The 14,991-nt window shown below is 38.6% G+C and carries 11 protein-coding genes; 7 read left to right on the forward strand and 4 right to left on the reverse strand.

Annotated elements, in window-relative coordinates; genetic code table 11:
• Positions 1-231 precede the first annotated feature (231 nt).
• The 4 genes from VB715_RS01140 to fabZ all read left to right on the forward strand — a co-directional run bounded on the left by VB715_RS01140 (position 232) and on the right by fabZ (position 6,062).
• Positions 232-3,144: a DEAD/DEAH box helicase gene (locus VB715_RS01140; RefSeq protein WP_323299356.1), complete on the forward strand. Its 2,913-nt coding sequence runs from the start codon at positions 232-234 to the stop codon at positions 3,142-3,144.
• Positions 3,145-3,583: 439 nt separating this feature from the next.
• A complete protein-coding gene (locus VB715_RS01145; protein WP_323299357.1) occupies positions 3,584-3,898 on the forward strand; it encodes a hypothetical protein in 315 nt (104 codons plus the stop codon).
• Between the two features lie 89 nt (positions 3,899-3,987).
• Positions 3,988-5,517 carry an NAD(P)/FAD-dependent oxidoreductase gene (locus VB715_RS01150; RefSeq protein ID WP_323299358.1) on the forward strand — a complete coding sequence of 510 codons (1,530 nt, stop codon included), beginning with the start codon at positions 3,988-3,990 and terminating at the stop codon, positions 5,515-5,517.
• Between the two features lie 44 nt (positions 5,518-5,561).
• A complete protein-coding gene (gene fabZ, locus VB715_RS01155) occupies positions 5,562-6,062 on the forward strand; it encodes a 3-hydroxyacyl-ACP dehydratase FabZ (RefSeq protein WP_323299359.1) in 501 nt (166 codons plus the stop codon).
• A gap of 4 nt (positions 6,063-6,066) precedes the next feature.
• Here fabZ and mgtE (VB715_RS01160) read toward each other — a convergent pair whose 3' ends face one another.
• From mgtE (VB715_RS01160) to VB715_RS01170, 3 genes are all read right to left on the reverse strand, one after another.
• On the reverse strand, positions 6,067-7,452 hold the full coding sequence (mgtE, locus tag VB715_RS01160; protein WP_323299360.1) for a magnesium transporter: 1,386 nt from the start codon (positions 7,450-7,452) through the stop codon (positions 6,067-6,069).
• Positions 7,453-7,487: 35 nt separating this feature from the next.
• Positions 7,488-8,876, reverse strand: coding sequence for a magnesium transporter (mgtE, locus tag VB715_RS01165; RefSeq protein ID WP_323299361.1), 1,389 nt, complete (start codon positions 8,874-8,876; stop codon positions 7,488-7,490).
• Between the two features lie 195 nt (positions 8,877-9,071).
• On the reverse strand, positions 9,072-10,013 hold the full coding sequence (locus tag VB715_RS01170; protein WP_323299362.1) for a LysR family transcriptional regulator: 942 nt from the start codon (positions 10,011-10,013) through the stop codon (positions 9,072-9,074).
• 238 nt (positions 10,014-10,251) lie between these two features.
• On the opposite strand from VB715_RS01170, the gene VB715_RS01175 reads away from it, so the two are divergent.
• Complete coding sequence (locus tag VB715_RS01175) at positions 10,252-10,461, forward strand: hypothetical protein (RefSeq protein ID WP_323299363.1); 210 nt, start codon at positions 10,252-10,254, stop codon at positions 10,459-10,461.
• 52 nt (positions 10,462-10,513) lie between these two features.
• On the opposite strand, the gene menA is transcribed toward VB715_RS01175, so the two are convergent.
• The gene (gene menA, locus VB715_RS01180) at positions 10,514-11,428 is read right to left on the reverse strand and encodes a 2-carboxy-1,4-naphthoquinone phytyltransferase (RefSeq protein ID WP_323299364.1); all 915 of its coding nucleotides are present in this window, start codon (positions 11,426-11,428) and stop codon (positions 10,514-10,516) included.
• A gap of 251 nt (positions 11,429-11,679) precedes the next feature.
• Between menA and VB715_RS01185 the strand changes: the two genes are divergently transcribed.
• The gene (locus VB715_RS01185; protein WP_323299365.1) at positions 11,680-13,137 is read left to right on the forward strand and encodes an isochorismate synthase; all 1,458 of its coding nucleotides are present in this window, start codon (positions 11,680-11,682) and stop codon (positions 13,135-13,137) included.
• 178 nt (positions 13,138-13,315) lie between these two features.
• Positions 13,316-14,986: a hypothetical protein gene (locus tag VB715_RS01190; RefSeq protein WP_323299366.1), complete on the forward strand. Its 1,671-nt coding sequence runs from the start codon at positions 13,316-13,318 to the stop codon at positions 14,984-14,986.
• The last annotated feature ends 5 nt before the right edge of the window (positions 14,987-14,991 follow it).

Genomic DNA, 14,991 nt, shown 5'->3' on the forward strand with positions numbered 1-14,991 from the left:
TATGGGATAGTTTAGGAGAATTGGTAAGGAATTGGGCGTAATCATTAACGATTCACCATCTAAATCCTGGGTAAAATTTATTTTTGCCATAGGCCATAGCCCTATGGCCTTTTACTGGGATATTTGTCTTACAACTAAAATAAGACGGCTAGATCTTCTCTGAAAACTTCAAGAATCGAATACAATAGAAATAGGGTTTTAACCTTATAGTAGACAATATTGTGATTTTGAGTGAATCAACCATTAACATCGCCGCAACTAAATATTAAAGACCTCTTTCCCTTTGACCTCGATAAATTTCAAGAACAGGCGATCGCCGCTTTGGCCAAGGGAAAATCTGTCGTGGTTTGCGCCCCCACGGGATCGGGAAAAACAGTCCTTGGGGAATATGCCATCTATCGCGCCTTAAATTTAGGAAAGCGGGTTTTTTACACCACACCCCTCAAAGCCCTCTCTAATCAGAAATTTAGGGACTTTCAAGAACAATTTGCCACCACAGAAAACGGCATCGATAATGAGATTGTGGGCTTAATTACCGGAGATATGGTCATCAATGCCAATGCCTCCATCGTGATCATGACCACAGAAATTTTCCGTAATATGCTCTATGAAACCCCCATTGGTCAAGTGGGAACCTCCTTAGAAAACGTGGCCACGGTAATTTTAGATGAATGTCATTACATTAGCGATCGCGGACGGGGTACAGTTTGGGAAGAATCGATCATTTATTGTCCCCCCACCATCCAATTAGTGGCCCTTTCGGCCACCATTGGCAACCCCGAAGAATTGACTGACTGGATCAACCAAGTGCGAAAAACCGCCCCAAACATTGATCCTGCCACCACATCCGTCAGTTTATGTGAACTAATTAACTCAGATTTTCGGCCCGTTCCCCTGCGCTTCTATTTTAGTAATAAAACCGGACTCCATCCCTTACTCAATGGGCAACAAACCGCCCTCAACCCCCGCCTCAAACCCAAAGGGCCTCGCAATAAACGCAACCGAGTTAAACGAGAAGACTGCCCCAATACCTTCAAAGTAGTTCAACAATTATATGAACGGGACATCTTACCCGCCATTTATGTCATTTTCAGTCGTCGGGGTTGTGATACGGCTGTCGAAAAACTGAGTGGCATTGTTTTAGTTTCCCCAGAAGAAGCCCATGCCATTCAATACAACCTGTTAACTTTCTTCTTAGGCAACAATACAGAATTACAAGAAATTCTGTTGAAAGCCGTTAAAACTGAAAATCCTCCCTTATATCAACCCCTTTTGGATTTTTTTACTAACCCTGCCCCTGATGCTGGCATTTTCCCCTATTTAGCCGCAGATGAAGAGAGTAAAACCCATTTATTCCATCTTTTGGCCAGTAGTTGTAAGTTAGTGAGAGGGGAACAACTCGAACCCTTAACCAGAGGCATTGCCGCCCACCATGCGGGCATTTTACCCGTGTGGAAAGAATTAGTGGAACAATTATTTGAAGCAGGGTTAGTCAAGGTCGTTTTTGCCACCGCCACCCTTTCCGCCGGAATTAATATGCCCGCGAGAACTACCGTGATCTCTGCCCTGTCTAAACGGACAGACAAGGGCCACAGTATGTTAACTCCGTCAGAATTCTTACAAATTGCGGGACGGGCCGGACGACGAGGCATGGATGAGGTGGGCTATGTCGTCACTATCCAAACCCCCTTTGAAGGGGCGACAGAAGCCGCTTATTTGGCCACGGCCCAGTCAGAACCCCTGAAAAGCTGTTTTACTCCTTCCTATGGCATGGTCTTAAACCTCCTGCAAAAACATACCCTAACGGAAGCTAAAGACCTCTTAGAAAAGAGTTTTGCCGAATATTTAGCCCAACTAAAACTCGAACCCGAACAACAGGCGATCGCCTATTTAACCCAAGAATTAGCCAAACTTGACATTGAATTAGGGGGAATCACCGAAAGCGAACTGTTAGGGTATGAAAAGTTAAAAGGCCGTTTGAGAGAAGCGGAAAGACTGTTAACAACCTTGGCAGAACAAGCTGAGGAACGACGTAAACAAGAAATTTTTGGGCAATTACCTCAATTAAACCTCGGAGATTTAGTTTATTTAAAAGGTAAACGCTTAAAAATTGCTAACCCCCAATTAGCTGCCGTTGTGGCATTGGTGTCTGGTTCGGGCCAAATTCATGATTTACTCTGTTTAGGTGGGGATAATTATTGGTATTTGGTAAAACGGGGAGACATTGTCGATGTCAATGGGGACTCTTTACCCCTCTCTTGTCTGAATAATTTAACCCTGCCGAATGTTAAAAATTTGTCCTTGGGGAAAGGGCCCAAAGGAGACAAAGGTTGTGAAGAAATTTGTCAGCAGATGAGAGATCGCGCCTTTGAGAGAATGACACCCTCAGAAGTGATCGATCAACAAAACCGTTTAGATCAGGCACAACAATTATTAGATCAACATCCCCTGGGACAACAAAAAAATGCCACCCGTTTATTAAAATTACATCACCAACGGTTGAGTTTACGGGAACAACTTCATCTGAGTCAAATTAAGTTTCAAAAATTACAATCTCATCAATCTTATTATTGGGAAGAATTTCTGAATCTAATTGAAATCTTACGGGAGTTTGGGGCTTTAGATGGTTATACTCCCACTCCCTTAGGAGAAGCGGCCGCTACCATGCGAGGGGAAAATGAATTATGGTTAGGATTGGTGTTTATGTCAGGTATTTTAAATCACCTGGAACCCCACCAATTAGCGGCTGCTGTCAGTGCCATTATTACGGAAACTTTGCGCCCTGATACCTGGACAAATTATTTACCTTCTCCAGAGGTTTTAAGCTTGTTTCGGGAGTCCCCTGAGCATGGGATTAGTATTGGAGAAATGCGTCGTTTATTGAATCAAACTCAGCGACGTTATCATATTACTATTCCTGTGTGGTTAGAGTTAGAATTAATGGGGTTAATAGAACAGTGGGCTTTAGGCACTGACTGGCAAGTCTTATGTGAAAATACCAGTTTAGATGAAGGGGACTTAGTGCGTTTATTACGACGAACTATTGATTTATTATGGCAAATTCCCCAAATGCCAGGGGTTGCTGGAAGTTTAAGAACAACGGCAAAAGAAGCGATTATGCAGTTAAAACGCTTTCCCATTTAATTGTTAGTCAGTGATTATTATTACTAAATATTAGGCTAATTTTGGGGTAGATTGTTCCCCAAAAAATCAACCGTGATCGCAACTGCTATTTTGACCCCCAAATTAAAACAAATGAACTAACAAATAATTTTTGGTTAAAACAAGCCTGGGACTTTGCATTATAATGATATCATAAGTACCTCAAAAGGCGCAAACTCGTAGACTGATTTTCGACCAATTTGCCTCTGGGAAGCTAAATTGAGCATTTTAGAGAAGCATTAGAAATTAAAAAGATATTTGTCGATTTCATTAATAAAAATTATGTTTTATTGCAATCAAAACCAAAAAGCTTGTTGTCGGGGTTAACGGCCATTGACCCCTACTTTGGCCTGACTGTTCAGTAACTACGTCTTTCGTTACCATAGGTGAAGGATAAGCACTGAGTTAGGATAAAAATTCGATGAGCGATCGCAACACCCCCAACTGGGAACAAAGACTCAAAGACCTGGAAGCAGAAATCAACGGAGAAACTACCCCTGTCCGTCCCTTCAACCCCAACGAAGACACAGAGGGTATATTTACCCGTGTCGCTACTTGGTATCAAGGATTAGCAACTCCTACCAAAGTTGGCATTACCATTGTCGGGGTAATTGTGGGGTTATCTGTCCTCAATAGTATTTTAAAATTAGTGACTTCTGTGATTATTCTGGGAATTTTAGGGATTATTCTTTATGGATTATATCGAGCATTAATTAAAGATAAATCTTCTTCTTGAATTTAGGGATTTAGCCATTCAGGGATTAACTTTTCTGCTCATATTCTCCTCACATATTGACCCCCTCACCTCCTCACCTAAACTTAATTATGAGTTTTGATATTATTATTATTGGTAGTGGCATTGGTGGATTAACTGCCGGAGCTTTATTAGCCAGATATGGTCAAAAAGTCGCTATTTTTGAGAGTCATTCCATAGCGGGTGGTGCTGCTCATAGCTTTGTGCGTCAAGGGTTTAAGTTTGATTCTGGCCCTTCTTTTTATTGTGGGTTAGGGAAAGAGCGTCCTAGTCTTAATCCCCTTAAACAAGTCTTAGATATAATAGGGGAATCTTTAGAAGTTATTCCCTATGATCCCTTGGGACACTATCATTTTCCAGAGGGAAAATTTCCGGTTTTTAGTGATTTAGATAAATATCGTCAAGCTGTTGCTAAAATTACGCCACAAGGAGCCAAAGAATTAGAACAATTTGAGTCGATAATGTTAGGACTATATGACTGTTTAAAAGATATTCCTACTATCACATTACGAGCAGATTGGCAATTAATTCCTGTTTTGATTTCTCGCTATTTTCCTGCTTTATTAAAAACCTTATTTCAAGTAGGAATTATTCAAGGTTCCGTTGGCGATGTGATGAATAAGACAGTTAAAGATCCTTGGGTGCGTCGCTTAATTGATCTCGAATGTTTTTTGTTATCAGGGTTAAAAGCAGAGGGAACAGTTGCTCCTGAAGTTGCGTTTATGTTAGGAGAAAGAACTCGCGCAGGGGTAGAATATCCTCTGGGGGGAAGCGAAGCTATTATTAATGCTTTGATCAAGGGATTTAAACAATGGGGAGGCGAATTATATTTAAGTCATCATGTAGAAAAAATAATCGTTAAATCAGGTAAAGTAACAGGTATAAAATTACGAAAAGGTGATATAATAAAAGCCCCAATTGTAATTTCTAATGCCACAGTTTGGGATACTTATGGTCATCTTTTAGCCCCAGAAGATTTACCTAAAAATTATAAAGAAAAAGAATTAAAAACTCCTTCTGTAGAAAGTTTCATGCACCTTCATCTAGGAATAAAAGCATCTGAGTTAGAAAATTTAACAGGACATCATGTAGTAGTTCATGATAGTAACCAAGATATTACGGTTCCTGGTAATACCTGTATGATTTCTATTCCTTCCGTTTGGGATAAAAATTTAGCCCCTGATGGTCATTATGTCATTCATGCTTATACCTTAGAACCCTATCAGGGATGGAAAAAAAATGATGATTATGAAAATAAGAAAAAACAGCGATCGCAATCACTTTATAAAGCCATTGAAAAAGTCATTCCCGATATTCGTCAGCGAGTAGTTTTAGAATTAATTGGAACCCCCTTAACCCATGCTCGTTTTTTACGTCGTCATCAGGGAAGCTATGGTCCAGCGATCGCCGCAGGAAAGGGAATGTTTCCCAGTTGTCATACCCCCATTGAAGGATTGTATCGGGTAGGAGATAGCACCTTACCTGGGATTGGCGTTCCCGCAGTGGCAGCGTCAGGAATTTTATGTGCCAATACCTTAGTCTCTCCAACAACTGTGGAAAAATTGGTCAATGAAACTATCAAGAAACCCCCAATAATGTGAAACAATGATAAAAGATAATTGTTATTGATGACTTACTAATCACCATGTCTAGTGTTACTGATAGAGATATTGTTAATGATGCCGAAAACACCACAGAAAGCCCTAAAATCCAAACAACCTTTACCGTTCGAGAAATTCAAGAATTATTACCCCATCGTTACCCCTTTGCCTTAGTTGATCGTATTATTGATTATGAACCTGGTAAAAAAGCCGTAGGTATCAAAAATGTGACTATTAATGAGCCTTTTTTTCCTGGCCATATCCCTAGTCTTCCAATTATGCCAGGGGTGTTAATTGTAGAATCTATGGCTCAAGTAGGGGGGGTTATATTAACATTATTACCAGGTATGAAAGGGGTATTTTTTGCCTTTGCTGGTATTGATAAAGTCAGGTTTCGTCGTCCCGTTGTCCCTGGAGATCAATTGATTATGACGGTGGAATTATTAGCCCTCAAAAGGAATAGAATTGCTAAAATGCAAGGAGAAGGTAAAGTCGATGGAGAATTAGCAGTACAAGGAGAAATGCTCTTTTCTCGAATTGATTAATCAGTCATATTGGCAACAATAACTTGGCCGTATTTAAGTAAATTAAAATTCCCACAATATCAACAATTGTGGTGATAAAAGGGCCAGATATTAATGCTGGATCAAATCCTAAAGCCTTAAATACAAATGGTAAAGCGGCACCTGTTGCCGCTGCCATTATACTAATGACCAATAAACTAATACCGACTGTTATGCCAATTTCAGCCGTTCCTAAGAGAATAAAAACTAAAACAATGGCTAAAATACCAAGGACAATTCCTAGCATTCCTCCTGTCATTAATTCTCGCCAAACTACGAGGGGAGGTTTCTTATTTTTTAACTCATGGGTACTGAATCCTCGAATAACAACCGTTGAAGATTGGGCCCCAATATTTCCCCCAGTATCAATGAGTAATGGGGTAAAAAAGGCTAAGGCGACAACCGCATCTAAAACTGCTTCGTAACGACTCATAATCAAGACGGTAACTGAATTAGTTACTAATAAAATTAAAAGCCAAGGAATTCGTTTTTTAATAACATTTAATAGGGAAATTTCAAAATAATCATTTCCTTCAGATTCTACGGCTGCCATTTTATAGACATCTTCCGTTGTTTCAGTTTCTATAATATCAATAATATCATCGATAGTAACAACGCCTAATAAGGTTTCTCCCCGATCTAAAATAGGCAAAGCTAATAAATTATAGCGTTGCATTAAATTAGCAGCTTCTTCTTGATCCGTATCTGTGTAAGCATAAATAATATCTTGTTTCATAATCTCATTGAGAGGTTGCTCAGGGGTAGCTAGAATTAAATCTTTTAAAGAAACAATTCCCAATAAGCGACCAAATTGATCCGTAATATAGCCATAGTAAAATACTTCAGAATCTTGAGCTAATTCACGAATTTTAGCCTGTGCTTCTTCAACCGTTAAATTTTCTGATAACTCCATATATTCTGGAGTCATGATACGTCCCGCTGTCTCAGGGGAATATCCTAATAAAAGAGAGGTGACTTTTCTTTCTTTTGGGGATAATTTTTTGATTAATTGTTTGACAATAATTGGAGGTAATTCATCAAACAGTTTAACCCGCTCATCAGGAGCAATATTATTGATAATTTCTCCCGCTTCTTCCTCTTGAAATTCGGTTAAAAGCAATTGTTGAAGGGGAGAATTAAAATATTCATAAACTTCGATAGCAACAGGTTTATTAAGAAGACGAAAAGCAAGCAGTTGTAAAGATTTTGGTAACTGAGTGATCGCCTCAGCAATATCCACAGGAGCAACAGGTAATAATAAGGTTTTTGCTGCCTCATAATTTTTCTGCTCAAGAAATAATTGTAACTGTTGACTAATAACATCACCAAGATTACGAGGGCCAATTTTCAGATTGCTAGTTGCTGTATTCATGGTAAATCCATATCCTTAATAGATAATATAACGGTTTAAATTCCCAAAATTAATCTGGCCATATTCAGATAAATTAAAATCCCTAAAATGTCAACCACGGTTGTAATTAGAGGGGCAGACATAAAAGCTGGATCAAACCCTAATTTACTAAATAAATAGGGTAAAGCAGCACCAGTTGTTGCTGCAATTATCGTGATACAAAGCAAACTAATCCCCACAATCAAACTAACTTCTTGATGTCCCAAAAAAAGAAAAATTCCGATAATAACTAATATACCTAAAATCAGTCCGAGTAATCCGCCACTAACTAATTCACGGAGAACAATTTCTAGGGGTTTCTTATCTTTTAACGCTTCGGTACTCAATCCTCGAATAACAACCGTTGAAGATTGGGCCCCAACATTACCTCCTGCACCAATTAATAAAGGTGTAAAAAATGCTAAAGCAACTACTTCATCTAATATAGCTTCATAGTTACTCAAAATCATTACCGTTGCTGAATTGGTAAATAATAATAACAATAACCAAGGCATTCTTTGTTTGAAAACATGAAATAAACTGGCTTCAAAATAATTATACCCCGTAGATTCTAAGCCACCCATTTTATAAATATCTTCCGTTGCTTCCTCTTCAATTACATCAATTACGTCATCAATAGTCACAACCCCTAATAAATTTTTATCCTTATCAATAATGGGTAATGCTAATAAATCATAACGTTGAATCAACTTAGCAACTTCTTCTTGATCTGTATCTGTATCAGCACAAATTACCTCCCGCTTCATGATTTCTTCTAAGGGCTTTTCAGGGTCAGAAATAATCAAATCTTTTAGAGAAATCAGGCCCATTAAATGTTTATTTTGATCAGTGATATAAAGATAATAATTAACCTCTGATTTCTGTGCTAAACTTCTGATTTTTTCCTGCGCTTGTCTAGCTGTTAAGTGTTCCTTTAGGGCAATATATTCAGGAGTCATGATACGCCCTGCGCTATCCCCTCGGTATCCTAACAGTAGGGCTGTTGCTTCCCGTTCCTCTGGGGTTAAATGATTAATTAACTTTCGTACTAATTGGGGCGGTAATTCATCAAATAATTTGACTCGTTCATCGGGAGACATTTGATTGACAAGATCAATCGCCTCTTGCGCTTGAAATTCTTGAATTAATGACTGTTGTATGTTACAATCAAAGTATTCATAAACTTCAACAGCTATCTGTTTTTGAAGAAGGCGAAAAGCAATTACCTGTAAAGTACCTGGTAATCCTTCAATCGCCTCAGCAATATCAACTGCCTGAACCGGAATTAAAAGGTTTTTAACTCCTTCATAATTTTTTTGTTCTAGAAATAGCTGAAGTTGAAAACAGACCAAATCTCTGAGTTCGCTACGGGATTCTAAGGGAATCCGAGGAGCAATATTTGTCACTCCAAATACTCCTTTTTGAAAGAAAATATAGTTTGATTGTAGAGATAACAATCAGGTTATCCATAAAATTTTTAACATATCCTGTTTAACAACTGTTTAAGAATAAAACACTATCTTCACTCAAACGTCTTAAAATAGTTAGAGAGCGGAATAGAAAAACTATAAACTATTCCACTCCTAAAGATTAAATGTCAATTAATTATTCACTAAACTTTTAGATAAAGGACGAACATTGGGAACAGAAAACTTGGGACTTTCTTCGAGTAAATAATTTAAGAAAGCTTTAGTAATTACCGATAGTTGTTTTCCCCCTAAATAGGCCACATACCAACGACGTTTAATGGGGAAATGTTCTATATCTAACACCGTTAATTCACTATCTATCCCCTCAGAAATTAGGGTATGTTGGGAGAGAACAGAAATTCCTAGCCCTCCAGCGATCGCCTGTTTAATCGCTTCATTACTGCCTAATTCAAGTCTGACATGAACCGATACCCGATGCTTAGCCAAAAGGTTTTGTACAGCTTGTCTGGTTCCCGATCCCTGTTCCCGCATGATAAAGGGTTCTCCCTCTAAACTGCTAATAGGAATATTGCTCTGGCCGGCCAGGGAATGACTTTTAAGGGCAATCACCACTAAAGGATTATCTAAAAAGGGTTGAGTACATAAATCTAGTCCTTCCGGGGGATTACTGACAATATAAAGATCATCCTCATTTTCTAACATTCGTCGCTGAATTTGTTGATGATTAGTGACTTTTAAGGATACTTCAATGCCCGGATATTGTTGACAAAAAGAACCTAAAATTCTGGGAATAAAATATTTAGCCGTGGTAATCACCCCTAAACGCAGTTGTCCTTGTTTAGTTCCCTTTAAATCAGCCACTTTCATCTCGAAATTGTCTAACTTTTCAAAAATTCCCTGACAAGTTCGCAATAATTCCTGACCCGCTTCCGTCAGATAGAGACGTTTACCAATTTGCTCAAATAACGGTAAACCAATGGCTTTGGTTAGTTGTTTAATTTGACTGGACACCGTCGGTTGAGTAATAAATAACTCTTCCGCAGCACGGGTAAAACTGCCATGACGCGCTGTCGCCTCAAAAACTTTTAATTGATGTAGAGTTGCTTGTATCAATGGTGATGCCCTCTGCTGTATTCTAGGCTAATCCCTAAACTGTCTTCTGTTAATCCCTAGATTGGGTTTAATTTAGGTTATTTTTATTATCATAGACTAAACACCATGATTACACAACTTTAAGTTGAAAAAAGTCTATTGAAATAGCCTAACTATCTTGTAACAAAAACGACTGTTTCCTTTACCTGATAGCTGTATCCTGTGTCAAGCTCTCAACAACAATTAGTAATAATTACTTATGGTTAACCCTAATGTACAAACTTGTCCAGTGTGTGGTGTCAAAATTGAGGAGGGAGATAAAGTCATCTTTTCTGCTGGCCCCCCAGGGACTCGCGCCCGTTTATGGGCGAGGGTCTGTAATTATGCACAAAAACCTGATTGTATCAACCAGGATCACACTGCGATTGGTTCGGTGCATGAAAATGATTATTATAAACCCTTGCCCTAGTTGACAAATATAGACAAGGCTACTATTGGTAGCCTTTCATGCCCGCTCATTGTTATAAAAATCTAGGTAAAACTAAGCCTAATGCCAATAAGATACCACTCAAAAAATGAAGATTAACTGCAATAAACTTACAATTACTAACCTTTTCAGGTTGAGCGTGATATTGTCGAACATGATTAACCAATTGATAGGCCGTAGGAAAACTGAGAAAAATTAGCAAAGTCCAGGAAGAAATGATCCCTAATAAAGAAAAAATCAGGGTTAAGACAAAGATTGAAATGGTTATCCCTGTTAAAATTTGAGAACCTAACTTTGTACCTAAACGAACGATAGGGGATTTTTTTCCGGCAGCTAAATCATCTTCCACTTGATGAAAATGGGAACAAAATAAAATGATTGAGGTACTCAAACCAATAATTGTTCCAGGGATTAAACTCGATAAAGAAAACTGTTGAGTTTGGGAATAATAAGCGGCCGCAATTGCCATAGGGCCAAAAGTAAAAAAGCAAATAATTTCTCCCAATCCCTGATATCCTAGACGAAAGGGAGGCCCTTGATAACTATAACCAAAGGCGCAACAGAGTAGAATAATCCCTAATACCGTTGCATCTTGTTGCCACCAAGTAATTAATAGAATTCCGAACATTCCCAAAGCTAAAAAGAAATTAGCCAACCAAAACATTAAGGATTTATTGCCCGTTAAATTAACAATAGAATGAGCTTTATTTTTATCAATTCCGGTTTCCGCGTCAAAAACATCATTGCTAATATTGAGCCAAGCAATAATTAAAATAGCTGACAGTAAAAAGGTTCCAAAGATTGGAAAATTAAAGTGCTGAGTCTGCCAAAAGGCGGCCGCTGTCCCCACAGTAATCGGTATAATAGCGACACTGTACATAGGAGGTTTGATGGCAGCAAGCCATAATTTCCCTTTTGAGGGGGGGTTGAGGGGGGTGGTTGTGGTCATAAAATGCGACTTCGATAAATTGTATATAAGTTCTCTTGTCCCTATGATATGATGCTCAAAAGGCGAGAACCTGACTTGAATACCTTTCTTCGATACTATCGTTAAACAAGACCTTTTTAACGGTTGACAGGGTTGAGGAGGTATGCTGAACAATTAGGATAACAGCGTCATCAAGAAAAAAGGTATGGATGATATTCAAGACATACCATCAATATCAGGCTAAGGTGGAACAAATTATAAATAACTTTACGATGTCTGTTACCGCACCAGTCATTCCTAATCGTGCTAATGTCGGGTACGATGAACATAAGCTTGATCAATTACTCTTAGCTTGTCAAGCATCTTTAGACGGAACAAATAAATCAGTAATTATCAGTTTTTCTCAAATCATTGAGTCTATTGATCCCTTGTTGGTTTTGTCTTTTTTGACAGAAAAACAACAATCAATGACTTTTACTAAACCTAATGAGCTTTCTTTTTATTGGGAAAATCGAGGTAAAAAAGAGTCTATTCTCGGTTATGGAAAGACTCAATCTTTATGTTTAAATACCCCTGATAGATTTACTCAATCTCAAACATTTATTAAAGATTGTTTGCAAAAAATTATTAGACTTGGTGAACAAAATTTAGCAGAATCATCGCCTCACTTTTTTTGTGGTTTTACTTTTTTTGTTAAAAATCATAACTCAAGTTTTCCTTTCCCGTCTGCTTCATTATTTTTACCCAAAATACAACTAATTAAGCGAAATAATCGTTGTGTTTTAACTTTCAATATTTTGATAGACAAACAAACAAATATTAAGGAAATAATTCAAAAAATCAATAACCAAACTAAAAGTATTGATCAAGTTAATAGTTCGAGTCAATATTTGTTTAATTTAACCCCTTCAATTCATCCCCAAACTAAGTATCAAATGTCCCATGATTTTCAAGCTTCTGTGACCTCAGCTTTAAACTCAATTAAAGCTAATCATTTTCATAAATTAGTGCTTGCTCATGCTTTAGATTTAAAATCTCCGACGGATTTTTCTTTAATTAATTGCTTAAATAATTTACGGATTTCTTATCCTGATTGTTATGTTTTTGCGCTTAATAATGGTCAAGGAAATTGCTTTATTGGGGCGAGTCCTGAACGGTTAATTAGTATTCAAAATCAACAATTAGTGACTGATGCTTTAGCGGGTTCTGCCCCTAGAGGTAAAACGAAAAAACTTGATGATGATTTAGGACAAAACTTGCTCAAAAGTGACAAAGAAAGACGAGAACATCAAGTTGTTATTGATTGTATTACTAACCGTTTACTAGGTTTAGGATTAACACCACAAATCTCTCCTTTAAAATTACTAAAATTGTCCAATATTCAACATCTTTGGACACCCATTTATACTCAATTATCTCCCGAAATTCATCCCCTAGAAATCGTTGCTAAACTTCATCCTACTCCTGCTGTTTCAGGATTTCCTACTGAGATAACTTGTGAAGAAATTCGGCGATATGAAACATTTGAAAGGGGGCTTTATGCTGCACCTTTAGGATGGATAGATTATCAAGGAAATAGTGAATTTGTCGTAGGAATTCGTTCCGCTTTAATCTCAGGTAATCATGCTAGATTATATGCAGGGGCTGGTATTGTAGAAGGATCGGAACCTCACAAAGAATTAGCGGAAATTCAACTAAAATTTCAAGCCCTACTTAAAGCTTTGTCTTAATATGGCCTTTCTATTTCAAGACAACGGAGAACGGAGAACCGAAAGTTCTCATCAATCATTCTAGGATTGCTAGAGTTTACAAAACGATACAAAATATTAATAATTCAGGATTATCCCTAAAGGAATCTGTATTAATTAGGATAAATCTGTATGTTGATTCTCTTGAGGAACCAAGATTATGAAGATTAAAAGAACAAAAAGCTTGGTTTTATACGGTTTACTAGCTATTTCCCTCTGTCTTTGCCCAAATTTCCTAATGGCAACAACAGTTAAGGGGTTTAACTTAAACCAACCCGATCACCCGGTTCCCCTGATTGACAATTTAGGGGATTATCACCATAAGATTACCACCCAATCCCCTCAAGCCCAACAATATTTTGATCAAGGCTTAATCTACGTTTTTGGGTTTAATCATGGCGAAGCCTTACGTTCATTTCAACAAGCGGCTAAATTTGACCCCAACTGTGCTATGTGTTATTGGGGTGTTGCCTTATCCCTAGGGCCTCATGTTAATGCCCCTATGGGTAAAGATTCCATGCCCCTGGCTTATCAAGCAATTCACAAGGCAAGTCAACTCAGTAATCAAGTCACTCCCCCCGAACAAGCTTATATTAAGGCATTGGCTTACCGTTATTCTGCCCAACCCGTGGATGATCGCAAAGCCTTCGATCAGGCCTATGCCCAAGGAATGGAACAATTGTCCTCTCAATATCCAGAGGATCTAGATGCTGCCACTTTGTACGCTGAGGCCTTAATGGATCTCATGCCTTGGGACTATTGGACAGAAGGAGGAGAACCGAAACCAGAAACCCAAAAAGTTTTGAAGGCCCTCGAATTTGTCTTAAGCAAAAACCCCAAACATCCAGGGGCAACCCATTACTACATCCATGCAGTGGAAGCCTCCCATCATCCTGAAAAGGCAGAAATGGCTGCGGATAACCTCCGAAACTTGATTCCGGCCTCTGGCCATTTAGTCCATATGCCTTCCCATATTTATCTACGGGTGGGGCGTTATCATGAGGCGGCCGAGGTTAACCAAAACGCGATCGTCACGGATGAAACCTATTTGGCTAGTTCTCAAGAAAAAGGCTTATATTCCCTGCTTTATTATCCCCATAATATTCACTTTTTCTGGTTCGCCGCTAGTATGGAGGGCCGGAGTCAAGAGGCGATCGCCGCAGCAAGAAAGTTAGTTTCTAAGGTCCCGCTCTCCTTAGCAGAACAGTTTCCCATGACAGAAGGTTTCTTGCCTACTCCCTATTTCGCCTTGGTACAGTTTCAGCAATGGGATGAGGTGTTAACAGAACCCAAACCGTCAGCTAAGTTACTTTATACCCTCGCTATGTGGCATTATGCAAGGGGAATGGCTTGGGCAGCTAAGGGAGATTTGACCCAAGCAATGGCAGAAAAACAACTATTGGAACAATTATTGTTACAAAATAATCTTCCTACCTTAGAAACGGCAGGACTTCCCGCTAAATCTTTGATGCAAATTTCTGATGAATTATTGGCCGCCCAAATAGCTAGTTTACGTCAGAAAAAATCACAGGCGATCGCCCATTATCAAACGGCAATTAACTATCAGGATAAGTTACCCTATATGGAACCTCCCTATTGGTATTATCCCATCCGTCAATCCCTTGGGGCAGAACTGCTTAAACAAGGCACGGCAAGGGAAGCAGAGGCAGTCTATCGAGAAGATTTACAAGAACATCCTCATAATGGTTGGTCATTATTTGGCTTAACACAGAGTCTAAAAGCCCAAGGAAAATTAGAAGCAGCGACTCAAATACAGGCTGACTTTCACAAGGCCTGGTCAAAAGCAGATATATCTTTAGGGGAAAGGTGAGGGAG

Origin of the sequence: Crocosphaera sp. UHCC 0190 (assembly GCF_034932065.1) — a bacterium.
Lineage (GTDB): Bacteria > Cyanobacteriota > Cyanobacteriia > Cyanobacteriales > Microcystaceae > UHCC-0190.